The following is a 23,966-nucleotide window of genomic DNA, read 5'->3' on the forward strand; positions in this document are numbered from 1 at the left end:
CCATGCAACCCCGTCCGGCCGCCGTCCGGCTGCTCGTCCCCGGGAACATCCGCCACAATTCGGGCGGCAACGTCTATAACGCGGCACTGGCGCACGGACTCTCGCAGCTGGGCGTCAGCGTGGACGTGGAACCGGTGGGGGGCACCTGGCCGGTAGGCAGCAGTGAAGAACGACGGCGGCTGGCTGGCCTGCTGCGGTCCGGCACCGGTGACCCGGCCCGGGGATTATCGGCAGGGGGAACCGTGACGATCCTGGACGGGCTCGTCGCCTCCGGCGCCCCTGAAGCGCTGGAAGCGGCCGTCGCCGGCGGGCAACGCCCGTGGATCCTGCTGCACATGCCGCTGATCGACCATCCGGAACTGGAGATCCGCGCCCTCCGCGCTTCCGCCGGCGTGATCTGCACAAGCGGCTCTGCCGCGGCTGAGATCACCCGGCGTCACGGCGCCGCCCGCGTCCACGTGGCGCTGCCCGGAACGGAGAAAGCCGAGCCGGCCGCGGGTTCCGAGCCGCCGCACATTCTCTCCGTGGCCGCCTTGCTGCCGAACAAGGACCAGCTGCTCCTCCTCGGCGCCCTGGCCCAGGTGCAGGACCTGCCGTGGACGGCGGCGCTGGTCGGTTCTGATGAGGCGGACCCGGACTACGCGCGGGAAGTCAGGGCGGCGCTGGGCGGGTACGGGCTGGAGGGCCGCGTGCGGCTTGCCGGCGAACTGACGGGATCCGCGCTGGAAGAGCAGTGGCATGCGGCGGATCTAAGTCTGCTCGTGTCCAGGGTGGAGGCGTTCGGGATGGTGGTTACCGAGTCGCTCGCTCACGGCGTTCCCGTGGTGGTCCGCAGCGGCACGGGCGCCGTCGAAGCACTGAACTTGGGTGCCGTGAACCCGGATGCGCCGGAACGCGGCGGAATGCGGCTGCCGGGGGCCGCCGTCGTCCTCGACACAGACCCGGCACCACTCGAAGCGGTGCTGCGCAGCTGGCTCACCACGCCGGAGCTGCAAGCGCAGTGGCGCCAGGCGGCGCTCGCCGGACGGGACCGGCTTCCCGGCTGGCACGCGACCGCCCGGCACGTCCTGGAAATCATCGGCGGAACGGCTCCGGGGCCCGGCCATTCCTCGGACCGGCTTGCTAGTGGACAATGAGCGCATGACTATCCACGTCTCGCAGTCCGATGGCATCCGCACCGGGGAGGTCCAACCAGAGGCGCTCACTCCCGAACTGCTCCGGGCGTGGGCCTGGCACAAGCAGGGACTGGACGGCACGCTGGCCGGCTTCACCTCGGACGAGGTGTTCGCCCGGGCAGGCTGGGCACGCTCTGTGGGCGGCGCCAATCCCTACCTGACGCTCTTTGCGCGTGCCGGCATTCGCCGCGATCAGGTGGACCAGGACGTCCTGGACCTGCGGATCCACGAGCTGCCCACGGCCCGCGGCTGCACGTACGTCCTGGGCCGGGAGGACTTCGCGTGGGCCTTGAGCCTGGGCAAGAACGCGGAAGAGGCTTTCAGGGTGCTGGGCAGGCTGGGCGTGGACCGCGGCGAAATGACCCTGCTCGAAGAGCAGATCCTGCACGTGCTTTCCGAGGCTGCCGGGCCGATGGACCCCAAACAGCTCAAGGATGAGTTGGGCGAATCGGTCCGGAACCTCGGCGAGGAGGGCAAGAAAAAGGGCGCGGCCACCACCCTGCCCACGGCCTTGGGGCTGTTGCAGGCCGACGGCCGGGTGCGACGGGTCCCCATCAACGGGCGCCTGGACCAGCAGCGCTACGCTTACACTCTTTGGGCCTTGCCGCCCAGCACCCTCGACCCCGAGGGCGCCCGCGCCGAGCTGATCCGCCGCTACCTGGGCTGGACCGGCGGGGCCACCCTCAAACAGTCCCAATGGTTCACCGGCTTCACCGTCGCCCAGAGCAAAGCCGCACTGGCCGCCGTCGGCGCCGTCGAGGTTCCCACCGCCGGCGGTGAGGTGCTCTGGATGCTGCCCGACGACGTCGAACGCCTTGCGGGGTTCACGCCGCCGGACGAGGAGCAGATCCAGCTGTTGGCCGGAACCGATTCGCTGGTCCTGCAGCGGCGGAATTCCGGAGACCTGTTTGCCGAGGCGGACAAGGGCAGAAAGGTGCTCAACTCCACTCTGGCGATTCAGGCCGATCTGCCGGACCACCCCATTCTCGACCGCGGCCGGATCATCGGGCTGTGGCAGTACGACCCAGTAAAGGCGCGGATCGCGTTCTGGCTCTTTGACGGCCCCACGCCGGCCGTTGAACGGCGGATTGCCGAGGTGGAAGCCTGGATCCAGGAGGACCTGGGCGATTTCCGGTCCTTCAGCCTCGATTCGCCGGCGTCCCGGCAGGAGCGGATCGACGCCCTGGACGCCGCCAACGGCCGGGGCAAGCCGTAAGGGCTAGGGGCGTTCGATGCCCCGGGGTTCGGCCTTTCCGGGCTCCGTACTGACCCCGCCGTTCAGGGGCCCCGTCCTGCGGTGCGCGGCGAAGAAATCCCGCAGCACGGCGCCGCACTCCTCCTCCTGCACTCCCGCGTAGACCTCCACCCAGTGGTTAAGGCGGCGCTCGCGGAGGATGTCGAACACCGACCCCGCGGCCCCCGCCTTTTCATCCCATGCGCCGAAGACCACACGGTGGATCCGTGCCAGCACTATCGCCCCAGCGCACATGGCGCACGGTTCCAGCGTCACCACCAGGGTGCAGTCCTCGAGCCGCCAGCCGTCCCCGGGACCGCCGTGCTGCGCGGCCCGTTCGCGGAGCCGCGCGGCAGCCTCACGGATGGCCACGACCTCGGCGTGGGCCGTGGGGTCCCCGAGCGCCTCCCGTTCGTTGCGCCCCGAACCCAGCACCGCGCCGTCAGGCCCGATCACGACGGCGCCGATGGGCACATCCTCGGTGGCCAGAGCCCGCCGGGCTTCGTCGAGGGCGAGGCCCATCCATTCGAGGTGTTGCGGATCTGCCGGGGCCATGGGTCAATGATAGTTTCGAAGGGTACTTAGTTTCAGACAGCACCTTGCCGGGAGCGATGATGAAATCCGTGACTGACCGTTTCGGGCGGTGGCTTGGCCCCTACGCGGCACTGTGGATCACGCTCATCGTCGGCGGCATCCTGGTGATCACCCTAACGCTGCTCGGAGCCGAGGTGTACGACAGCGTGGTGGACCAGAACGGTGTGTCCGGCCTGGATGAACCAGCCCTGGAGCTCGCCAAACAGTACCGGACCCCCTGGCTGGACAGCGCCGTCACGGCCTTCACCAACATCGGTGGCGGCATCGGCATGCCCATTTTGGCGAGCATCCTGGTGGCCTGGCTGATCTATGTCAGCCGCAGCTGGCGGCCCCTCATCCTCGTGGGCGGCGCCGCCGCTGTCTCGGTGACGGCAACCACCGTGGGCAAGACGCTCCTGGGCCGCACCCGCCCGGACCACATCGACGCCGTGCCGCCGTTCGAGTTTTCGCCCTCGTTCCCCAGCGGCCACACGCTCAACACCACGGTGGTGATCGGCGTGGTGGTGTACCTCGTGTGCCTGCAGGTCCGCACGAGGCGGCTCAGGGTGGCGGCCATCACCGCGGGGTCCGTGTTCATCATCGCCATGGGTTTCAGCCGGGTGTTCCTCGGCCATCACTGGATGACGGACGTGATGGCCGCATGGCTCCTCGGGCTGGCCTGGGTGGGCATGGTGATCCTGGCCCACCGGCTGTTCCACGTGATCCGCCGCAGGGAGCATGCGGGCCCGGCGCCCACCTTCGAACACCCCGCCCACCTGCCGGACAAGGAGCTTCCCGACGCCGGCGGAGGAGCCGGAAGCCGCGGCGGGAAGGCAGCCTCCGGGTGATAGTTTTGACCCATGCGCACACTCGTCGTGGACCATCCGCTGGTCGCCCACAAGCTCACCGTCCTGCGGGATAAAAACACCCCCTCGCCGGTTTTCCGCCAGCTCACCGAGGAACTCGTCACCCTCCTCGCCTACGAGGCAACCCGCGACGTCCGCACCGAGCCGGTCACGATCGAAACCCCGGTGTCCACGACCGTCGGCACCGCGTTCACCAAGCCGACGCCCCTGGTAGTCCCCATCCTCCGCGCCGGCCTGGGGATGCTTGAGGGCATGACCAAGCTGGTCCCCACGGCCGAGGTCGGTTTCCTGGGCATGGCCCGCGACGAGGAGACCCTTGACATCATCACCTACGCGGAGCGCCTCCCGGAGAACCTCACGGACCGGCAGATCTTTGTCCTGGACCCCATGCTCGCCACCGGCGGCACCCTGCGCGAGGCCATCAAATTCCTCTTCAAGCGCGGCGCCTCCGACGTCACCTGCATCTGCCTGCTGGCCGCGCCTGAGGGCCTGGCCAAACTTGAGGAAGAACTCTCCGACGCCAACGTGACCATCGTGCTGGCCTCGATCGACGAAAAACTGAACGAGAAGTCCTACATCGTGCCTGGGCTCGGCGACGCCGGGGACCGCCTGTACGGCATCGCCGGCTGAGAGGGGCCGGGCTTCCCGGGTCTTCCGGATCCTTTCGTGCCGGGCTAGCCTGTGCACCATGGACTGGAAACTTGAACTTGTGTTCGTCCCCGTGTCCGATGTGGACCGCGCCAAGGACTTCTACGTCAACAAAGTCGGCTTCAATGCAGACTACGACGAGCGTCCCATGGACGGGATCCGCTTCGTCCAGCTGACCCCGCCCGGCTCCGGCTGTTCGATCGCCATCGGGGAGGGACTCAACGATGCGCCGCCGGGCACGGCCCCGAGCCTCCAGCTCGTGGTGAATGACATCCAGGCGGCTCACTCGCAGCTGAAGGCCAACGGCGTGGATGTGAGCGACGTGGACGTCCAGGACTGGGGACATTTCGTGTATTTTTCCGACCCTGACGGCAACAAATGGGCCGTGCAGTTCATCCCCGGCAGGGAAGCCGCCCCCGAGGCCGCCGGACAGTAGGGCAAAATGGGGGCATGACTTCCAGCACAACACCTGCTCCGGCCCGGACCCTCACGGCCCGTGCCGTCCTTTTCGATATGGACGGCACCCTGGTGGATTCCACCGCGGTGGTGGAACAGGTGTGGGGCGAGTTCGCCGCGCGCTATGGCCTGGACATCGCCGAGATCCTGCGGACCTCCCACGGTGTCCAGGCCGGGGACACAGTGCGGCGCTTCGCTCCTGCTGGCGCGGACGTGGTGGCCCTTACCGAGGAACTCGGCGCAATGGAGCGGGTCCGGACCGAGGGCATTGTCGCCCTGCCCGGTGCTGCTGAGCTGCTGCGCACGCTGCCCGGGGACGCTGTGGCCCTCGTGACGTCCGCCGACCGCATCCTGGCGGACGTCCGCATGGGCGCCGCCGGCCTGGCGATGCCTGCCACGGCGGTGACCGCGGACCTGGTCACCCGGGGCAAGCCGCATCCGGAAGGCTACTTGCGGGCCGCCGAACTGCTGGGCGTGGAACCGTCGGAAGCTGTGGTCTTCGAGGACGCCCCTGCCGGCATCGCGGCAGGTGTGGCGGCCGGCATCCGCACGGTGGCGGTCGGCCCGAACACCGGTGTAGTACCCGACGGCGTGCTGCGTATCCCCGACTACTCTGCGGTCACCGCTTCGGTGGGGTCCGGCACGGACGGCCGACCGGTCATCTCCTTCCGGCTCTGACGCACGCCCCTTAGGGCGCCGGCCCCCTCGAGCCCCTGCCCCTCTGGCGCACGCTGCGGTCAGGAAAGGTCGTAGACCGTGGCGCCGCCCACCGTCCTGGCCGTGAAGTTCGCCGCCACCCAGTCGGAGATCCTGGCCGCCGCGTCCGACCCCGTCTCGCCCTGCATCATGCTGCCGCCGATGAAGTAGTGGATTTCACCGGCGGCCACCAGCTTCTGGAACTGTTCGAGGTTCGGCGCGGGATCCGTTCCGTTGAACCCTCCCACCGCCATCACCGGAAGTCCGGAGGCCAGCGGCGCCGCGAGGACCGCCGCGAGCGCGACTCCCGCCGTCGTGCGCTGCGATGCCTTCCGGAGCTGCGCCGATGACGTCCGGAGGTCCTGCCCCGCCAGCGCCAGCAGGAGCAGGGCCGCCGCGGCCAGCGACGCGAGCAGCACCGTCCAGCGCAGCCAGGGCAGGTACGCGGGGGAGCGGCCCAGCAGCTGGAAGGCCAGGCACCCGGCAGCGATCACAGCTGCAGCCAGCGGCAGGGCTGCCGCGGGACGGGCGCGGCGCTGCCACAGAAGGATGCCGCCCAGCCCCGCCAGGCCTGCGATGCCGGGGGCCAGGGCAACCATGTAATACGGATGGATGATGCCGGCCATGAAGCTGAACGTGAGGCCGGCGACCGCCACCCACAAGCCCCAGATCACCACGGAGGCCCGCACCACATCAGTCCGCGGGGCACGCCGGCCGACCCACAGCAGGGCGCCGGCAAGGATCAGCACCGACGGCAGAAGCCACGCGATCTGGCCGCCGAATTCGCTGTTGAACAACCGCAGAAGCCCGGGCGTTCCCCAGCCGTTCCCGCCGCCCACGCTGCCGGTCTCGTCGCCGTTGAGCCGGCCCAGGCCGTTGTAGCCGAGCGTGAGTTCCAGGATGGAGTTGTTCTGCGAGCCGCCGATATACGGCCGGTTTTCTGCCGGGATGAGTTCGACGGCGGCCAGCCACCACCCGGCGGCGGCCACCATGGCACCGCCCGCGCCGGCGAGCCGCAACAGCCTTTTGCCGAGGCCGCCGGGTGCAGCGAGCAGGTACGCGGCGGCCAGGCCAGGCACCACCAGCAGGACCTGGAACTGCTTGGTCAGGAATCCGAGGCCGAGCAGCACACCGCCCAGCAGGAGCCAGCGGAAGCGGCCATCCTGGATCGAGCGCAGCACTGCGTAGGCAGCCGCGGTCATGACGAGAACCAGCAGGGCATCTGGGTTGTTGAAGCGGAACATCAACGCAGCCGCCGGGGTCAGCGCCATAACGGCGCCCGCCAGCAGGCCGCCGCAGTGGGCGGGCCGGTCATCGCCGGTGGCGGGTGCGGCGGCGCGGCGCACCGCAAGGTACACGAGCCAGACCGTCGCCACCCCCATCAGGGCCTGCGGCACCAGGATGCTCCAGGAGTTCAGTCCGAACAGCCTGACGGACAGGCCCATAATCCAGAGGGCTGCTGGCGGTTTGTCCACCGTGATGGCGTTGGCGGAATCGGAGGAGCCGAAGAACCACGCCGCCCAGTCCTGTGAGCCGGCCTGCGCCGCGGCCGAGTAGAAAGCATTGGCCCAGCCCGAAGCTCCCAGGTTCCACAGGTAGAGGACGGCAGTACCCAGCAGGAGCCCGGCAAGCTCGAGGCGGCTCCGCAGCTGGGCGGGCGGCCCGGTTTCCGCTGGTTGCCCGGCACCTGCGGATTGTCTGGCCACGCCGGGTGCCGTGGAACCGGGGCGCCGGAAGCTAAGGCGGGAAATGGTGTTGGTCATGACGGCCTACTCGCTCAGCTTGTACACGGTGGAAGTGCCCACGGTCTGGGCGTCAAAGTTGGCGGCTACCCAGGTGGCAACCTCGGAGTTCCCCCCGCGCATGCCGCCTCCGCGCATGCCGCCCATGCCTCCGCCGGAGATGAAGTAACCGATCTCGCCCTTGGCCACCATTTCCTGGAACTGCGCCAGGGTGGGGTACGGGTCGCCGCCGTTCCAGCCGCCCAGGGCAATGACGTTGGTGCCCGTCGCCAGCTCCAGGCTCGCGGCCTGACTGGCCCCCGAGACGATTCCTGACCACTTCGCGGTGCTCGACTTGAGAAGCGCGGTGAGCTCGGAGCCGGCCGATCCGGCGCCGTCGGCCACGCCTGCCGGGCCGCCCTGCCCTCCGTTGATGCCCGCACCGCCGGCGATGTCCGCCCTGCCCGTCTGGCCTCCGGGACCGCCCATGGCGGACGCGGTGGGTCCCGACGTCGGAATGGAACCGGAGTGGGGCTGGGCGGCGGTGGCGAAGGTCCAGGCCGTGCTGCCGAGCCCGCCCGCCAGCAGCGAAACGACCACAACACCGGCCGCCGCAGACTTGCGCAGCCGTGCGGAAACGTTCTGGAGCGAGTCGAGCCGCAGCGCCAGCGCTGCCGCCGCCAGCACGCCGAGGACAACTGCGGCCGGCCTGAGCCAGGGCAGCCAGGACGCGTCGCGGCCCAACAGCACTGCGGACCAAACGGAGGCCGTCAGGACTGTTGCGGCCAGAACGGTCCTGGCTGGCCAGTAGGACCGCCCGCGCCACAGTTCAACGGAACCGATTCCCACCAGCGCCGCGATGGACGGTGTCAGCGCCACAACGTAGTAGGGATGGACCGTTCCTCCCATGAAGCTCAGGATTCCAGCCGTCACCAGCAGCCAGCCGCCCCACAGCATCAGGGCCGCCCGGGTCCGGGAGGTGCGGGTCTCGCGGCGTGTGAACCAGAGGCCCGCAACGAGCAGGATCAGCGCAGCCGGAAGCAGCCAGGACACCTCGCCCCCGAAGCTGCCACCAAACATCCGTGTAATGCCGGCCGCTCCGCCGAAGCCCACGTTGCCGGACATGCCGCCGCCGGCGCCTGGGGCGGTTCCGCCGCCGGGCGTGCCCCCTCCCGAACCGGTGATGCGGCCCAAACCGTTGTAGCCGAACGTGAGTTCCAGGAAGCTGTTGTTTTCCGAGCCCGCCATGTAAGGACGTGCTGAGGCGGGCGTGAGCTGGAACAGCGCGATGTAGCTGCCCGCGACGAGGACGATACCGCCGGCAGCCGCCAGCAGATGCAGCACCCGCCGGCCCAGGGTGGTGGGCGCGGCCCAGACGTAAGCCAGCGCGAGGCAGGGCACAATCAGGAAGCCCTGCAGCATCTTGGTCAGGAACGCGAGTCCGATCACGGCACCGGCCACGGCCAGCCACTTCCAGCCGGCCTTTTCGATGGCGCGGGTGGTGAAATATGCTGCCAGCACCAGGCACAGCGTTAGCAGGGCGTCCGGGTTGTTGAACCTGAACATCAGCGCGGCCACGGGGGTCAGGGCCAGTGCACCGCCGGCCAGCAGCCCGGCGGCCGGACCGGACACACGTTTCACGGTCAGGTAGAGAAGCCCGACGGCGGCCACACCCATGAGTGCCTGCGGCACCAGCATGCTAAGCGGCGAGAAGCCGAAGATCCGCCCGGCCAGGGCAGGAATCCAGAGTGCCGCCGGCGGCTTGTCCACGGTGATCGCGTTCCCGGCATCGAGGGAGCCGAACACTAAGGCGGTCCAGTCCTTGGTGCCGGCCTGGATGGCCGCGGCATAGAACGAGTTGGCGTATCCGGTGGCTTCGAGGTTCCAGAGATACAGGACCGCCGAGAAGGCCAGCAGCAGCGCGGCTGACGGTCGGACCCAGCGGGACTGGTTTCCCGTCAGCAGGGAATGAAGGCGTGAACGCGACACCGGCGTCTGCCCGGAGACGCCCCGTTCCTGTTCTGCGCCGGATTCGGCCTCCGTGCGGTGCTCTGCACGGCTCACTGTGGTGGTCATTTGCTTGCCTCTTCTTCAGCGGTCTTGGAGTCTGTGGCGGCGGAAGCCTGGTGCACCGGCGGCGACTGCCGCCGTCGGAACACCCATAGCCTGAACAGCAGGAACTTCACCGCCGTGGCGGCGAGGTTGGCCGCGGTGACGGTGACCAGCTCAAGCCAGCGGTCCGGCGTCGTGCTTCCATGGACGAGGACGAGCGCCCCGGAGGTGAGGGCCCAACCGATCCCGAAGACCAGAAGACCCTCAAAGTGATGGCGCGCAACGTCGCTGCCGCCGGCGATGCCGAAGGTGAAGCGCCGGTTGGCCGCGGTGTTGGCCACGGCCGTGGTGAGCAGGGCCAGGAAATTGGCGAGCTGCGGATCCATGAAATTGCGGCACAGGAAGAAGAGCAGCAGGTAGGCCAGGGTGGACGCTGCGCCGATGGTACCGAAGCGGACCAGCTGGCCGAACAGGCTGCCGCTGGGGCTCTGTTCCTGGCTGCGGGAGGCCGCGGGAAGGGGGCCGCGGGCCAGCGCACCGCGAAGCTCGGCGACGGGAATGCGCCCGGACACCATATCCCTGCTGAGCCGGGCCATGCCGCGGACATCCGCGAGGGCGGTCTGGACGATGTCCACACTGGAATGCGGATCGTCCGTCCAGTCCACCGGAACTTCGTGGACGCGGAGCCCGCACTTTTCGGCCAGGACCAGGAGCTCGGTGTCGAAGAACCAGGCGTTGTCCACGGTGTGCGGCAGGATCTGTTGGGCGATGTCCGCCCGGATCGCTTTGAAACCGCACTGCGCATCGCTGAAGTGCGCCCCCATCACGGACTGGAGCAGGAAGTTGTAGCTGCGGGAGATGAACTCGCGCTTGGGCCCGCGGACCACCCTGGAATTGCGTGTCAGCCGCGTGCCGATGGCGAGGTCTGAGTGCCCGGAAATCAGCGGTGCCAGGAGGGGACCCAGAGCCGCGAGGTCGGTAGAGAGGTCCACATCCATATACGCCAGGACGGGTGACGGCGAGGCCAGCCACACTTTGCGGAGGGCGTTGCCGCGGCCCTTCTCCTCGAGGTGCACCACTGACACTTCTCGCAGCTCCCTGGCCACCCGCTCGGCGGTCTTGAGGGTGTCGTCCGTGCTCGCGTTGTCCGCCACGGTGATGCGGAACGGGTGCGGGAAGCTGCCCCGGAGATGCGCATGCAGCCGGCGCAGGCACTCCTCCAGGTCGCGTTCCTCGTTGTAGACGGGGATGGTCACGTCCAGCACGGGAACCGCGGCGGCGGTGTCGATGGGTGAGCGCCGCAGATGCCGTGCACGGGCAACGGCCGGGCTGTGCCCGTCAGACGGCGCGGAGTGGACCCGCGCGGGCGGCTGGGGGTGCAGTGGAGGGTGCGGCTGGGTTCCTGAGGCCTGGTCTGTGAGGGTCATGCTTCAACAGTGGCGGGGCCTCATATGAGGGTTTTAGGGCGAAGCTGTGCGGGGGCTGTGGAAGTTTTGGCCCCTTGGAAGGGCGGCCGCCGCATTTCTGCACCGCTTCCCGGCCGCGCCCACGTGCAGAGACGCCGACGGCCCCCGGATCACGTGGATCCGGGGGCCGTCGAAAAACTCAAAGGGGTGCAGAAACGCGCGCTCCGCTTCCCACCGACTGGCGGCTTAGTACCAGTTGTTGGCGAGGTGGAAGTTCAGGGCGCTGCAGGGGGAGCCGTAGCGTTCCTTGACGTAGTCCAGGCCCCAGTTGATCTGCGTGCGGTAGTTGGTGCGGTAGTCCGGTCCGGCGCTCGCCATTTTCTCGGCAGGCAGGGACTGCACCACGCCGTAGGCGCCGCTGCTCGCGTTGGTGGCGGTGGTGCGCCATTCGGACTCCTTGGTCCAGAGCCTCTGCAGGCACTGCATCTGGTCCGCGGCCCAGCCGAAGGAGGACAGCTTGCTGGCTGCATAAGCCTGAGCGCCGGCGGGGTCATCCACCGCGGCAGGAGCAGCGGGCTTAGCCACCGGAGCGGCAGCCCGGACCGGGGCCACCTTGGCAGCCGGCACGGCAGCAGCCTTCGCCGGAGCAGCGGCGGGCTTGGCTGCCGTTGCCTTCGGGGCGGCCTTGGCAGCGGGAGCCTTCGCGGCGGCGGCCGGCTTGGCGGCGGACTGCGGGGCCAAAGCGGCTGATGTCGGCGCCGGCAGGGCGGAGATCAGCGTCTTGTCGAAGTTGAGCGTTGACGCCGCGTCGGCCGTGGCGGAGGCCGCTGCGGGGCTGGCTACCGGGGCAGCCTGCTCGGCGGCCTGGCTGGCCGCACCGACACCGATGAGCACGGCACACGCCGTGGTCACCACGGCCGCGCGGCGGCCGAATGACGGGATGTCAGCAGTGAGCCGGCCCCAGGCCGACATGGGCCGGACAGGTTCGGCGCGGTGGCGTGAAAGCTTCTGCCGGGACTGCGTGGAAGCGCGATCAGGGCGCGTTTGTACCTTGAATTCAGACATGGTGGATTGCCTCTCAACACCTGCGGAGTTAGCTGTCGGGTTCGGATGAGGTCATCCGGCCGCACGGCGATTCACGTGTCGGCTTCACCCCAAGGGCTTGATGCGGATTGCCCGGGACTCTGGTTCCCCCGCCTCTGCCTGGTCAAGCGGAATCCGGGAAGCGGCAGAGCTGGGCGTCCATCCGGATATGCGGCCCTGGTGGTGGCCGCACTCTATCGACCGTACAGGAGGCTCACGCTTAAGTCACATTTAGGTAACAGAGATCACGACGACGGCGCGTCGCCTTGTGCAGGCAGTCGGACCGCGAATTCGGTGCGGCCGGGCCGTGAGGAGACCTCCACCGTGCCGCCGTGGGCTTCCACGATCGACTGCACAATGGAAAGCCCCAGCCCGCTGGTTCCTTCGGCGGAAGCCTGCCCGGACGGGGCCGCCGTCTGGGCGCCCGGCGCCGCCGGCACGGGGGTCGCCCGGGCCGCGTCTGCGCGGGCAAAACGCGCGAAGACCCGGTCCACGAACTCCGCGGGGATGCCCGCGCCGTCGTCCGTCACGGTGATCACTGCACTGCCGTCGGCGGACCTCATGACTCCGGTGACCACCGTGGTGCCCGGCCCGGTGTGCTTGCGCGCGTTGGAGAGCAGGTTGACCAGCACCTGGTGAAGCTGTGAGGCGTCGCCGCGCACCACTACCGGCTCTTCGGGAAGTTCGAGGTGCCAGTTGCGGTCGGGCGCCATGACCTTTTCATCGCTAACTGTCTCGATCACCAGCTGCGTGAGGTCCACGTCGCTGAGCTTTAGCGGTTGCCCCTCGTCAAGCCGCGCGAGCAGCAGGAGGTCCTCCACCAGCGTGGTCATCCGCACGGACTGGCTCTGGACGCGGGCGAGGGAGCGCTGGCCGTCGGGCGTGAACTTCTCGGTCATGCGCATCAGCTCGGTGTAGCCGCGGATGGCCGTGAGCGGCGTGCGGAGCTCGTGCGACGCGTCGGCCACGAACTGGCGGACCTTCATTTCGCTCTCCTGCCGCGCCTCGAGGGCATTGGACACGTTGTCCAGCATGAGGTTGAGGGCATGGCCTACGCTGCCCACTTCCGTTCCGGGGTGGGCGTTCGACGGCGGGACGCGGACGGCGAGTGCCACCTCACCGGCGTCGAGGGGCAGGCGGGAAACCTGCGTGGCCACCTCCGAGAGCTGTTCGAGCGGCTTCATGGTGCGGCGGATGAGCACGGTTCCGGCGAGGCCGATGAGGACGAGGCCACCCAGCGACACCAAGGTGATGGTCACAACAAGGGACGTCAGGGTGTTCTGCTTTTCGGTGAGGGGAAGCCCGGTCACCATGACGTCGCCATAGGGCGACTGGGCGGCAACCAGCCGGTAGGCCCCCGTGGACAGGGTGCGGTCAACGGGGACGCCGTCGCGGCGCAGGCCCAAAAGAACCTGGTCGTCTGCCGCCGACAGTGTCTTGCGGGTGAGATCGGCGGCCAGGAAACCAGCACTGCTGACCTCGCCGTCCTGGATCCTGGCTGCTATGGTGCCGACGCGTTGGCCCCTGCCTTCGAGGGGATCGGGCTTATTGCCCGATCCGCCGAGCGGGGGACGGCCAAAGTCCCGGGCCCTGTCAGCTGCGCCGGTGAGTTGATCGTCGAGCTGGCGGGTGAGGAACGAGTCCATGCTGGCGTAGCTGAACAGGCCCACCGCGGCGCAGATGGCCACGAGCAGCGCCATGGCAACGAGGACCAGCCGGGTGCGGAGATGCCAGGTGCCGGGCTTCAGCACGCTGCGGCGCGGCGTTCGGGTGGCTCCGGAAAGGCTTGTCACGGCCTAGTCTGCCGGTTTGATGACGTAGCCCGCTCCGCGGACCGTGTGGATCATCGGCGGGTGCACGGCATCCACCTTTTTGCGCAGGTACGAGATGTAGAGCTCGACGATGTTGGCCTGGCCCCCGAAGTCGTAGTTCCAGACACGGTCCAGGATCTGGGCCTTGCTCACCACCCGCTTGGGGTTTTCCATGAGGTAGCGCAGCAGCTCGAACTGGGTGGCCGTGAGCTGGAGTTCGTCACCGGCGCGGGTGACTTCACGGGTGTCCAGGTTCAGGACCAGGTCTCCCACCACGAGTTCCGCAGAGTCCATCGCCGCCACGCCGGAGCGCTGCACGAGGCGGTGAAGGCGCAGCAGGACTTCCTCCATGCTGAAGGGCTTGGTGACGTAGTCGTCGCCGCCGGCAGCGAGGCCCGCGATGCGGTCCTGTACTGCGTCCTTGGCGGTCAGGAACAGCGCCGGCACTTCCGGTGCGAAGGCACGGATCCTGCCGAGCAGCTCAACGCCGTCGAAGCCGGGAAGCATCACATCCAACACGAGGACGTCCGGGCGGAACTCCTTGGCGAGCTTGACCGCCTCAGGGCCGTCGGCCGCAACGGCAACGGACCAGCCCGCCATGCGCAGTCCCATGCTCATGAGCTCGGACAGGCTGGGTTCGTCGTCGACCACCAGGGCACGGATGGGGGAGCCGTCCGGATGGGTGAGCTGGGGAAGGTTGTTGGTCATGGAGTGCGAAGTGGCCATGGGACAACTCTCCGTTCTGCGGTTTAGCCGGCGCTTTGGGGTTCCTGTGCGCCGGCTGTGAATCCCAGCGTAGCGAGCTGGACAGGGGAGAGGGGCTTTTCGAGATCACAGGCATGGCTCTTGCCCTGCACAGGCCAGTCACAGGAAGGCTTCCCAGTCTGGAAGGGACATAATCAGCACCCCAAAGGAGATAGCTATGAGCGGACAGCAGCAACCACCTGTTCCCGAGGCCCGCCCCGTACCCCAGTCTCATCCCGCCACCGAACCGGTGTCCCTGGCCCAGCCGGCGGCGGCCACTGAACCCGTGCCTGCCACAACCCCCGTTCCGGAGCCGTCGCCGGGCTGGGGCGCCGGATGGGGAGCGCCGCCGTCGGCGTCCTCAGGCACCGCCGCTTCGGCCGAGCCGACTGGCAAGTGCGCAGGCTGGGGCACCGGATGGGGAGCGCCGCCGTCGGCCGGTACTGCCGGTGCGGCGTCTTCCGCCGGCAAGCCGTGGACGCTGAAGCGGGGGCTGCTTGTGGCCGGTGCGGCCGCCGTTCTGGCGGCCGGTGCCGGAGTGGGCGTCTACAGCCTGGGCAATAATGCTGCCGCTGCCAACGGCGCCGCGGGCGCCGGCGGCCTCGGCCAGGGCGTACTGCCGCAAGGAGGGGTGCCCCAAGGCGGTACCGCTCCGGATGGCACCGTCCCGGGCGGGACGGCTCCCGACGGAAGCGGGACGCTTGGCGGGCGGGGCGGCGGTGTTGACGGCGGAGCGGTGCCGGGCCAGGGCGCCCCCGGCGATTTCACTGCCGGCGGGCTGGGCGGCATGGCCAGCGGCGTCTCGTCTGCCGTTCACTCGGAGTACGTGGTCCAGGAGAGCGGCCAGTACGTCACCAAGGTGGCGCAGCTGGGTACGGTCTCCAGCGTCGCCTCGGACTCAGTGACCGTCAAGAGCGCGGATGGCTTCACCAGCACCTACACGCTCGACGACGCCACAGTCGTGGGCAATCAGCAACAACGTCGCCAGCAGACCGGAACCGGCGGGCTGACCGTCGCCGATATCGTCTCCGGGGCTGCCGTCAGGATCGTGGCGGCCAAGGAAGGATCGACGCTGACGGCGGAAAGTGTCCTGGTGACCGCCGCCACGCAGGCCGGGCAGACCAGCTGAGACCAGCGCAGCAGTTCGGCTGCCGGTTTGCCGGGTCCGGGGAACGGAGGATTCCGGCAAACCCGCGGGCGCTTGACCGTGGCGACCGGGAGTGCTCCGGCAAAAATTTCCAGTCCGGATCGCGTCGTAGCTGGACAACCGCCGATTGGCGGTTGCCGAATTCCGGCCGCTCGGATCTGACTGAATATTCACCGGAAAAAGAGGAGTTTCACGCACAAAATTCGACAAAAGTCGCTTTCTGAACGTTCGTTCTGGAAAAAGACCGCCGAAAATTGAGGCGTTCAGAATTGTGATTTGACCCACAAAGGGGGCTTTCGTCTCACGATGCGGACGTGAGCGTCCATTGTTACTTGCAAGTTTTCATTGTTACGTTGCACACTTCAAATGTGAACAAGAACTCAACAGCACCTGCAACCGCAGAATATTGGCCCAGCACACCCGCTGCTGCCGACATGCGCTGTTGTCGAATGCACGCCTGACTTTCTACCCCACGAAGTTTTTAGGCATTCGCCCCCCAGCCCAGCGTCGGGCGCCCTCCCCAGAACTCATTGCGGGGAACCAAGCATTCGAGCCGCGATGACGGCCATTCACATTGAGGTAAGCATTCATGTCAGTTGCATCTGGATACGTCCACATCTCCGTCCGTAACGCCAACAAGGCCGGACAGGCCTCCGGCCTCCGCCAGGGGTTCGGCGCCCGCCCGGCGTTTCCCCCGGCCGGCCAGGGAAACAACTTTCCGGCCCCGGGCTACGCGCCCCAGGGATACAACCCCAATTCTTACGGCCAGTTGCGCGCTGTTCCGGCTGAGGAAGCCGCCCCTTTGACCGCCCCGACGCCCCTGCTGGCTCCCGCTCCCGGGACGTCCGTCCGCCCGGTGCCGAACGACAACGTGGCCCGCGGATTTGTCCTTTACATGGGGATTGACGAGGAAACCGCGGCTGCTGCCGGCACCTCCATAGCCAAGCTTGCCCAGGAGATCCGGGCCTACGCCCAGTCGCTCGTTTCCGGCGCTGAGAGCTACGCCGCCGTCGCAGTGGCGCCGGCCAGCGCCCAGGGTTCCGCGCTCGACGTCGTCCGCTCCACGTTCGGTGACCCCACCGTCAACACCCGTCAGCGCACTGAAACCGCGCGTCTCCAGCCGGCCCAGGATCCCCGTCCTTCCGGTGTCCTGATCGACCTCGCCCGCCGCGAAGTCCACCTCGACGGCGAATCCCTGAACCTGACGTTCAAGGAATTCGAGCTCCTCAACTACCTCGTGGAGAACGGAACCCGCACCGTGGGCCGCGACGAACTGCTCGAGGGCCTGTGGCGCAACGCCGAGGAAGTGCCGAACGAGCGCACCATCGACGTCCACATCCGCCGCCTCCGCTCCAAACTGGGCCGCCTCGCCAACACCGTGCGTACCGTCCGCGGCCAGGGTTACCGGTTCTACGAGCACCCCGAAGTTGTTGTCTGGGCCGCTCCGGAATACTCGATCTAGCCTTAACTTCGTGCAAAAGCGTCCGTTCCCCTCAGCGGGAGCGGGCGCTTTCGCTTTCGCGCCACGATCCCTCGGCGCCTGCGCTCGCTTCCCCCCGCCGTCCCCCTCACCTCGCAAGCTCGGTCAGGGAACCTCGACAGCGGTGTTCGCGCAACAACGGCGCTTTCGGGATGTACCGCTGCGTTGCAGCACCCTCTCCCACCCGAACTGCCGCTTTTGCGCGTCCGGCGCCAACGAGCATGTGCCTCCGCGGCTGGTCTTTTTGAACTCTATTGCCTTCTCTTCCTCCGGCGTAGGCTCGGATCGTTGATCCGACTATGAGGAGGAACCATGTCTGTCGCACGCATCACCACCTTGAGCGCCAACTCCAAAACCTCTTTTGACGACGCCATCAAGGAAGGCATTTCACGCGCCAGCAAGACACTGCGCGGTGTGTCCGGCGCCTGGGTCAAGGAGCAGAAAGTCGAAATCTCCGACGGCAACGTGGTGGCCTGGCACGTCGTGCTGGAAGTGACCTTCGTCCTCGAAGACTGAGTCGGCGCGCCCGGCTGCCGGTTGGTTGGGTAGTAGGGTGAGTCCATGAGCGGGCACCACAAGAAACGGCTGGTCATCATGCGCCACGCCAAGGCCGACTGGCCGGGCGGAGTGGCGGACCACGACCGGCCGTTGGAGGAGCGCGGGCACCGCGAGGCTCCGCTGGCCGGCAAGTGGCTGCTCAAGCACCACATCGTCCCCGACTTCATCCTGTGCTCAAGTGCGCTGCGTACCCGCCAGACCTGCACCTGGGTATGCAGCGAGCTGGGCGACAAAGCGCCGACGCCGAAACTTGAGGACGGACTCTACGGCGCTTCGGGGCTGAGCATGCTTTCGGTGATCAACCACGTTCCGGACACCGTCACCACGCTGATGGTGATCTCCCACATGCCGGGCGTGCAGGACCTGGCCATGCACCTGGCGTCCCGGGATTCGAATCACGATGCCTACATGGACGCGGCAACGCGTTTTCCTACCAGCGGACTGACCGTCCTCGAGACGGAAAAATCCTGGGCGGAGCTGGACGGACAGGATGCGCGCATCACCCACTTCAAGGTCCCCCGCGCCCACTAAGCTCCGGCGGGGCGGTGGTGGGGCGGTGGCAGGGCGGTGGCAGGGCGGCACGGCAGGCAGCACGGCAGACTGGGCGCCTCACGTTCGGACCTGTCGCGGCGGCAGAAGTGAATGTCGGGCACCCGAGTAGTCTGTACCTGAGCGTCGTCTAGTGGGGAAGGGCCCGCCATGCTGATTTCTGGATTGACCCGGTGGCGGGACTACGTCCGGCGGTGCGCCGCCGTCGTCGTAGTCCTATCGCTTTTCCTTGCCGGTGCGCCGGTTGCCCAGGCAGCGCCCTCAGGCGAACAGCTGTCGACGCGAGTGGTGACCGACCCGAACAATTCCTGGGTCCTAGTCAACAAGTCACGCCCCCTGAGCCCTGCCCAGTTCGTGCCGCCGGACCTGGTCCGCTGGAATGGGACGGGCCATCTGTTGCGCAGCCAGACCGCGGGCGCCATCAACCAGCTCTTCGCCGGGGCACGTGCCGCAGGGCACTCCCTGGAGGTCGTCAGCGCGTACCGGTCCTATGCCACGCAAAGCAGCCTCTACAGCTCCTACGTGCAGATGTACGGCCAGGCGTACGCTGACCAGATCTCGGCGCGGCCCGGCTACAGCGAACACCAGACGGGCCTGGCCGCCGACGTCGGCAATGTGGGCGGCGGCTGCGGGCTCACTGCCTGCTTCGGAACCACTCCCGGCGGGCGTTGGGTTGCTGCGAACGCCCACCGCTACGGATTCATCGTCAGATACCCATCGGGCTACACCAACATCACGGGCTACGCCTATGAGCCCTGGCACCTGCGCTACGTCGGCGTGCAGCTGGCCACGGCCATGAAGAGTCGGGGCATTCCCACCCTGGAGCAGTACTTCTCCGCGCGTCCGACCATCAAGAGCGGCGCTGACGTGCTTGCCGCCGACAGCAGCGGCGTCCTGTGGCAGTATCCGGCCAACGGACGCGGCGGCTTCGGGACCCGGGTGAAGATCGGACCGGGCTGGGCGGGCCTGAAATCCGGCTTCGTGGCCGACTGGAATTCCGACGGCGTCAACGACATCGTTGCCCAGTGGAACAACGGGACTCTCACCGTGTACCGGGGCAAGCTCACGGGCGGCTTCCTCAGTGCCATCAGGGTGGGCACCGCCGGCTGGCAGTCCATGAACATCACGGTGGGCAAGTGGCACAACGGCCACCGCTTCCCGGGCGTGGTGGGAACCGCTGCCGACGGCGCCATGTATTACTACCCGAACGCTGCCGGCGGAGCCCTCGGCACCCGGCTTCGGATCGGCCAGGGGTTCCAGGGACTCAAGCTGGTCATGGCCGACTTCGACAACGACCGCCGTCAGGACCTGCTGGTCACCAAATCAGGCGGCGACCTGATGCTCTTCAGGTCCGACGGCGCGGGCAAGTTCGTGCCCGAAACCCGCCGGAAGGTGGGGAGCGGCTGGAATGCCGTTGCCCAGTCGCACGCCTCCTTTGGATTCCAGGGCCCGGGAACACGCGGCCTCACGGCCAAGGCCGCCGACGGCCGCCTGCTGTACTTCAGCCTGGGCAGCGGTCTGTTTACCGGCACCCGAACCGTGGGTCCGGGCTGGCAGACATTCAGCGTCTTCCGGTAATCCGGGGTTCGCGTGTTGCCGGTGGCCGGGCTGCCGGCTGGCGTGGGGAAGGCTGGCGTGCGGCCGGCTGGCGAGCAGCCGGTTGCCGCGGGGCTGCCTGTCTGGGCCCCGGCTGGCGCGGGGGGACGGGGCGCCTGGTGGCCGGTCTGCCTCCGGAAGTTCCGGCGGGCGAGGACCGCCGCCTCTGAGCCGACGCGGACCGTCTCCGCTGCCGCCGGCCGGCCGGCCAGACGGCAGCGGCGAACAGCACCAGCAGCGTGACCGATCCGGAGGCGGCGGCAAGGTAAAAGTAGATGTCCGAATCCTTGGCGGTCACGGCTGGACCGAGCGCCGACGGATCCTGGTTGAAGGCAAGCCCCCACATACGCAGGAATGCGATGGAACACCCGATAGACAGGCTCGTTCCCGCGCCACCTGCCAGCAGGGCCAAGTAGCGGCGGCGGGCAAATGCTTCCGCCACCGATGCCATGTACCCCACCGCCACGAGTCCGAGGAACGTGACAAGTACGGCTTCTTCAAGGGTGATGGACGTTAGTACCAGCATGCCGAGGGCAGCGAAAAACGCTCCGATAGCGATCTTCCCGCTGTTACCCATGTGACTCATGGGACTAATCATCCATGAGGATCATGCTGCTGCAGGACGTAGCCGCGCATGATCGCCATGATGGCCGCAACACTTTGGTCACGGGTCCGCTCCGGGTTGTACGTCTGGCGGTCCAGGCCCACCACGAAGCACGCCCCGAAGATCGCCGTTTCCAGGCTCCCCCTGGAGATGGACGCATCCACCGGGTACTTCGCGGCCACGTCTTCAATGGCCGCGCCAATCACCGCCAGCAGACGTGCACGGAGTTCGGCGAACGTGTCCTGCCACTCGCTGGGCGTGCGCCAGTTCTCGCTCACCCAGAGCCGCGCGAAGGACGGGTACTCCGCCATGAAGTCCATGGCCTGGCCGATCATGGCGTCCATGCCGTCCAGGGGATCCGCCTTTCCACCCTTCACACTGAGGAGCCTGGCCTCAAGGATGTCCACCCCGTGCCGCAGCAGCTGGGCGATCAGATCCGACTTGCTGCCGAAGTTGTAGTAGACCGTGCCCTTGGACACCCCGGCGGCGGCCGCGATCTCGTCCACGGTCACATTGGCTGCGCCGCGTTCGCCGATCAGCTCCATGGAGGCCTCGAAGAGCTTCTGTTTCGTGGCGTTGGTCCGTGCCGGACGCAGTTTTTTGGACCCAACGTCCGTAGTGGACCCAACGGCCGCGTCTGTCGAACCGGCGGGGTTTGCCTCGGATGTGGTCATACTGCGATCTCCGGTTTCAGGGTCTTAAGGGTCCAGAACTTGTGCTTGCGGACGGCCAGCGTTGAGAGCGCCAGTCCCAGCAAAGTGTAGCCAACCAGCCCCGCCACGGTGGCTGGGATCATGGACAGGTCGGCACCGTAGACGAGGTGCCGCATGGCGGTGACAACGTAGCCCATGGGCAGGATCTGGTGGGCCACGTGCAGCGGCTGCGGCGTGGTCTGCCACGGAAAGGTGCCGCCGGAGGAGACGAGCTGCAGGACCAGGAGAATGAGGACCACGAGCTTTCCGGGTGATCCCAGCAGCGCCACCACGCCCTGGATGATGGCGCTGAAGGCCATGGCCGCGGCGAGCATGAGAAGCCACATCAGCACCGGGTGGGCCGGATTCAGTCCCAGCCCGGCGTTTACCACGAGGGTCAGCAGGCTAGCCTGAAGTGCGGACACCGCCAGGAACGGCAGCCAGCCACCTATGGCGATCTTGCACGCCGGAGCGTTTGACGCGAGAGCGCGCTGGGTGACGGGACGCATGGCCTGGATCAGCATGAACACCCCGATCCAGAGCGCGAGGGTCAGGAAGAACGGAGCCAGTCCGGCGCCGTAGGAGCCGGCTTTCGCCTGCGAGACGTTACTGACGGCCACGGGATCGGAGATCACCTTCGAGATATCGCTTTTCTGCGTTGCATCCGGGTTCGGAATTTTGCCGGCGCCCTTCGCGAGCTCGCCTGCCAGCGTCCTGGAACCGTCAGCGGCGGTGCGCGCGCCGGTCTCAAGCTGCGCGGCACCGTCGTCGAGCTTCCGCGCCCCGTCCACGAGGCGTGCCGTACCGTCCACGGCAGACTGCTCTCCGGCGGCAAGAGCGGCTGAGCCTGCGGCGAGCTGGTCCGCCCCGGTGGAAGCCGCGGCGATGGCTTCCGTCAGGGCGGGTGCGGACGCGGCAAGCTTGGCAGCCCCGGCGCTCACAGCCGCGGAACCGTCGGAAAGCTGTTGGATCTGCGCCGCGTCCGTCTGGATCTTCCCCCGGGCCTCAGCGACGGGGCTGGAAGCGGCCGCGGCATCAAAATCGGCCAGCACCCTGGCTGACTGCTCCTGCGTCAAGACTTCGGCCGCGACCAGCCGCGCATTGGACTCCTGGACGCGGGTCCGGAGGCCGGTGTCTGCCGCTTCCAACTGTCCGACGACGTCTTGGACTTTCGTGTTCAGCGCCGCGTTGCCGGCGGCCACCTGCGCCGCGCCGTCGGCGAGTTGCTGCGAATCGGCAGGGAGCGAGGCGGTCTTGTCCCGCAGCTGGGCCAGGCCGCTGTTCAGCCGGCCGGCTCCCGCGGAGAGCTGCGTGGCGCCGTCGCGAAGTTTGACCTGTCCGTTGTACAGCTCGGTGGCGCCCGCTTCAAGCTGGGTGGAGCCCTGGTGCACGGTGGCGCTCCCGTCGCGCAGCCGCGCGACGCCATCAGCCAGCTTCCCCGCTCCGTCCGCCGCCTTGACCATCTGGGCATGGATCGTCCCGTAGCCAGTCAGGAGCTGGTTAGCGGTTTCTTCGCCGACCTCCTTCGCCACGGAGGCGTGGACGGCGGTGGTCAGCTTGTCCACGATGGTGCTGAGGAGGTAGTTGTTGGCGTCATTGGTGGTGACGTTGAGCATGGCCTGGCTTGCCGAATCGAAGCTGCCAGGCGAAGCCAGGTTGGCGGAAAAGTCGCGCGGAATCTTCAGTGCGAAGGCGTACTTTCCTTCGCTGACGCCCTGGTCCGCCTCCGCTGCTGAGTGGACGGACTGCCAGTTGAACACGTGCCCCTCGATGAGGCTGTCGGCGACCTTCTGGCCGGCCTGCAGCCGCGTCCCGTCGCTCGTGGCGGCGCCGGCGTCCTCCACCACCAGCGCAGCGTCGATCTGGTTCAGGTTCCCGTACGGATTCCAGTTCGCATAGAGGTACACAGCGCCATAGAGCAGCGGGACCATGGTCAGGGCAAGGATGGTCAGCTTGGGCAGCAGCCCGCCGGTCATGCGCTTGAGTTCGGAGCGGGCCAGCCGCAGCACAGTCACTTGGCGTCCTCGGTTTCGGCTTGTTTTTCGGTGGTTTCTTCTTCGTCCGGCCCGGCAGCGTCCGGCGCCGCAGCTTTCGGGACCGCAGTGCCGATCACAGCGTTGCCGATCGCCGCCGTCGGACCCGTCCAGCCGTCCGGGAGGGCAGTAACGGTCGCGACGACCGCGAGCGGCCGGCCGCCGTCGTACGCAAGCGCCTCAAGGCGGGGAAGCCAGTCAGCAGGGTCGGCACCGTGCCGGTCGGGGGAGTCCAGGACCAGGAGGTCGGTCCGGGGATTGGCCAGCGCCAGGGCCGTGAGGAGTTCGGTGCGCCGCCGCGGCGGAAGCTCTTCCGCCCACATGTCCGAGATGTCCTCGAAACGGTTGATCTTGAGCCAGGGTTTGCTGAGCAGTGCTCCGCGGTAACGGCGCGGGATGAGGGACAGATCCTCGGTGACGAGGTCACGCACACTCAGGTGCCGTTCGGGCTCGTTGACACCTGGGGAGTCCACCAATGCGCTGGCGAGGCGCAGCGGCTTGATCTTGGGCTGGCTGTCCCAGCTCACGGTTCCGCTGTCCGGTTTCATCCTGCCGCTGAGGGTAAGGGCCAGGGCCGTGCGCTGATCCTGGCGGTCGCCGGTGACCAGCAGGAGTCCGCCGCGGGTTGCCTGCAAGGACGTGGGCGGGAGCAGATCGTCCCGCCGGCCGTTCACGCGAAGCTGGTGTACGGAGAGCAAGTGGAGCCTTTCGCAGAGGTTGTCTGCGTCAAGCCTAACTAAACTGACCAGTCAGTTCAAATAGGACGGAGGACCTGTGACCCAACAGACAGCGCGAACGAACACGTGAGCCCCCTAAATCCATGGATTTAGGGGCCTCAAGTG

Annotated in this window: 22 protein-coding genes and 1 riboswitch; of the genes, 11 read left to right on the forward strand and 11 right to left on the reverse strand. The window is 67.8% G+C overall.

The window, feature by feature from the left end; translation table 11 throughout:
* Nucleotides 1-2 precede the first annotated feature (2 nt).
* Nucleotides 3-1,136, forward strand: a complete 1,134-nt coding sequence (locus tag AC1DDG_RS04905; protein ID WP_230120181.1) for a glycosyltransferase family 4 protein — start codon at nucleotides 3-5, stop codon at nucleotides 1,134-1,136.
* A gap of 4 nt (nucleotides 1,137-1,140) precedes the next feature.
* On the forward strand, nucleotides 1,141-2,391 hold the full coding sequence (locus AC1DDG_RS04910; protein WP_476875145.1) for a DNA glycosylase AlkZ-like family protein: 1,251 nt from the start codon (nucleotides 1,141-1,143) through the stop codon (nucleotides 2,389-2,391).
* A 3-nt stretch (nucleotides 2,392-2,394) separates the two neighbouring features.
* Here the strand turns inward: AC1DDG_RS04910 and AC1DDG_RS04915 are convergent, their stop codons facing one another.
* On the reverse strand, nucleotides 2,395-2,964 hold the full coding sequence (locus tag AC1DDG_RS04915; protein WP_230120183.1) for a nucleoside deaminase: 570 nt from the start codon (nucleotides 2,962-2,964) through the stop codon (nucleotides 2,395-2,397).
* A 59-nt stretch (nucleotides 2,965-3,023) separates the two neighbouring features.
* Between AC1DDG_RS04915 and AC1DDG_RS04920 the strand changes: the two genes are divergently transcribed.
* Genes AC1DDG_RS04920 through AC1DDG_RS04935 form a run of 4 tightly spaced genes read left to right on the forward strand, consistent with a single transcriptional unit; the run spans nucleotide 3,024 to nucleotide 5,630 of the window.
* Nucleotides 3,024-3,830, forward strand: a complete 807-nt coding sequence (locus tag AC1DDG_RS04920) for a phosphatase PAP2 family protein (RefSeq protein ID WP_476875146.1) — start codon at nucleotides 3,024-3,026, stop codon at nucleotides 3,828-3,830.
* Between the two features lie 12 nt (nucleotides 3,831-3,842).
* Nucleotides 3,843-4,478 carry a uracil phosphoribosyltransferase gene (gene upp / locus AC1DDG_RS04925; protein WP_476875147.1) on the forward strand — a complete coding sequence of 212 codons (636 nt, stop codon included), beginning with the start codon at nucleotides 3,843-3,845 and terminating at the stop codon, nucleotides 4,476-4,478.
* A 58-nt stretch (nucleotides 4,479-4,536) separates the two neighbouring features.
* Complete coding sequence (locus AC1DDG_RS04930; protein ID WP_476875148.1) at nucleotides 4,537-4,932, forward strand: VOC family protein; 396 nt, start codon at nucleotides 4,537-4,539, stop codon at nucleotides 4,930-4,932.
* 14 nt (nucleotides 4,933-4,946) lie between these two features.
* On the forward strand, nucleotides 4,947-5,630 hold the full coding sequence (locus tag AC1DDG_RS04935; protein ID WP_476875149.1) for an HAD-IA family hydrolase: 684 nt from the start codon (nucleotides 4,947-4,949) through the stop codon (nucleotides 5,628-5,630).
* Between the two features lie 59 nt (nucleotides 5,631-5,689).
* Here the strand turns inward: AC1DDG_RS04935 and AC1DDG_RS04940 are convergent, their stop codons facing one another.
* The 6 genes from AC1DDG_RS04940 to AC1DDG_RS04965 form a co-directional block, all read right to left on the reverse strand.
* On the reverse strand, nucleotides 5,690-7,411 hold the full coding sequence (locus AC1DDG_RS04940) for an ArnT family glycosyltransferase (RefSeq protein WP_476875150.1): 1,722 nt from the start codon (nucleotides 7,409-7,411) through the stop codon (nucleotides 5,690-5,692).
* A 6-nt stretch (nucleotides 7,412-7,417) separates the two neighbouring features.
* Nucleotides 7,418-9,445 (reverse strand): glycosyltransferase family 39 protein, encoded by a 2,028-nt coding sequence (locus AC1DDG_RS04945; protein WP_476875151.1) that lies wholly within the window; start codon nucleotides 9,443-9,445, stop codon nucleotides 7,418-7,420.
* Nucleotides 9,442-10,848 (reverse strand): bifunctional glycosyltransferase family 2/GtrA family protein, encoded by a 1,407-nt coding sequence (locus AC1DDG_RS04950; RefSeq protein WP_476875152.1) that lies wholly within the window; start codon nucleotides 10,846-10,848, stop codon nucleotides 9,442-9,444. Before AC1DDG_RS04950 ends, AC1DDG_RS04945 begins: the two co-directional genes overlap by 4 nt.
* 225 nt (nucleotides 10,849-11,073) lie before the next feature.
* A complete protein-coding gene (locus tag AC1DDG_RS04955) occupies nucleotides 11,074-11,892 on the reverse strand; it encodes an aggregation-promoting factor C-terminal-like domain-containing protein (protein WP_476875153.1) in 819 nt (272 codons plus the stop codon).
* A 5-nt stretch (nucleotides 11,893-11,897) separates the two neighbouring features.
* Nucleotides 11,898-12,061, reverse strand: a riboswitch (cyclic di-AMP (ydaO/yuaA leader).
* A gap of 94 nt (nucleotides 12,062-12,155) precedes the next feature.
* Nucleotides 12,156-13,703 (reverse strand): HAMP domain-containing sensor histidine kinase, encoded by a 1,548-nt coding sequence (locus AC1DDG_RS04960; RefSeq protein WP_230120195.1) that lies wholly within the window; start codon nucleotides 13,701-13,703, stop codon nucleotides 12,156-12,158.
* A gap of 3 nt (nucleotides 13,704-13,706) precedes the next feature.
* Nucleotides 13,707-14,447, reverse strand: a complete 741-nt coding sequence (locus tag AC1DDG_RS04965) for a response regulator transcription factor (RefSeq protein WP_230120196.1) — start codon at nucleotides 14,445-14,447, stop codon at nucleotides 13,707-13,709.
* Nucleotides 14,448-14,643: 196 nt separating this feature from the next.
* On the opposite strand from AC1DDG_RS04965, the gene AC1DDG_RS04970 reads away from it, so the two are divergent.
* From AC1DDG_RS04970 to AC1DDG_RS04990, 5 genes are all read left to right on the forward strand, one after another.
* Nucleotides 14,644-15,594 carry a hypothetical protein gene (locus AC1DDG_RS04970; protein WP_476875154.1) on the forward strand — a complete coding sequence of 317 codons (951 nt, stop codon included), beginning with the start codon at nucleotides 14,644-14,646 and terminating at the stop codon, nucleotides 15,592-15,594.
* A 607-nt stretch (nucleotides 15,595-16,201) separates the two neighbouring features.
* The gene (locus AC1DDG_RS04975; RefSeq protein WP_230120198.1) at nucleotides 16,202-17,074 is read left to right on the forward strand and encodes a winged helix-turn-helix domain-containing protein; all 873 of its coding nucleotides are present in this window, start codon (nucleotides 16,202-16,204) and stop codon (nucleotides 17,072-17,074) included.
* 330 nt (nucleotides 17,075-17,404) lie between these two features.
* Nucleotides 17,405-17,608 carry a dodecin family protein gene (locus AC1DDG_RS04980; protein ID WP_230120199.1) on the forward strand — a complete coding sequence of 68 codons (204 nt, stop codon included), beginning with the start codon at nucleotides 17,405-17,407 and terminating at the stop codon, nucleotides 17,606-17,608.
* Nucleotides 17,609-17,653: 45 nt separating this feature from the next.
* The gene (locus tag AC1DDG_RS04985; RefSeq protein ID WP_230120200.1) at nucleotides 17,654-18,181 is read left to right on the forward strand and encodes a SixA phosphatase family protein; all 528 of its coding nucleotides are present in this window, start codon (nucleotides 17,654-17,656) and stop codon (nucleotides 18,179-18,181) included.
* A gap of 168 nt (nucleotides 18,182-18,349) precedes the next feature.
* On the forward strand, nucleotides 18,350-19,777 hold the full coding sequence (locus AC1DDG_RS04990; protein WP_476875155.1) for a D-alanyl-D-alanine carboxypeptidase family protein: 1,428 nt from the start codon (nucleotides 18,350-18,352) through the stop codon (nucleotides 19,775-19,777).
* Here the strand turns inward: AC1DDG_RS04990 and AC1DDG_RS04995 are convergent.
* Genes AC1DDG_RS04995 through AC1DDG_RS05010 form a run of 4 tightly spaced genes read right to left on the reverse strand, consistent with a single transcriptional unit; the run spans nucleotide 19,761 to nucleotide 23,822 of the window.
* Nucleotides 19,761-20,381 (reverse strand): hypothetical protein, encoded by a 621-nt coding sequence (locus AC1DDG_RS04995; protein WP_476875156.1) that lies wholly within the window; start codon nucleotides 20,379-20,381, stop codon nucleotides 19,761-19,763. The two genes, AC1DDG_RS04990 and AC1DDG_RS04995, sit on opposite strands and share 17 nt — an antisense overlap.
* Before the next feature lie 8 nt (nucleotides 20,382-20,389).
* Nucleotides 20,390-21,073 carry a TetR/AcrR family transcriptional regulator gene (locus AC1DDG_RS05000; RefSeq protein WP_476875157.1) on the reverse strand — a complete coding sequence of 228 codons (684 nt, stop codon included), beginning with the start codon at nucleotides 21,071-21,073 and terminating at the stop codon, nucleotides 20,390-20,392.
* A complete protein-coding gene (locus tag AC1DDG_RS05005; protein WP_476875158.1) occupies nucleotides 21,070-23,106 on the reverse strand; it encodes a YhgE/Pip family protein in 2,037 nt (678 codons plus the stop codon). The genes AC1DDG_RS05000 and AC1DDG_RS05005 overlap by 4 nt, the downstream gene beginning before the upstream one ends.
* A complete protein-coding gene (locus AC1DDG_RS05010; protein WP_476875159.1) occupies nucleotides 23,103-23,822 on the reverse strand; it encodes an ABC transporter ATP-binding protein in 720 nt (239 codons plus the stop codon). Before AC1DDG_RS05010 ends, AC1DDG_RS05005 begins: the two co-directional genes overlap by 4 nt.
* Nucleotides 23,823-23,966: the final 144 nt, after the last annotated feature.

This window comes from Arthrobacter sp. 10L430, from assembly GCF_056395245.1.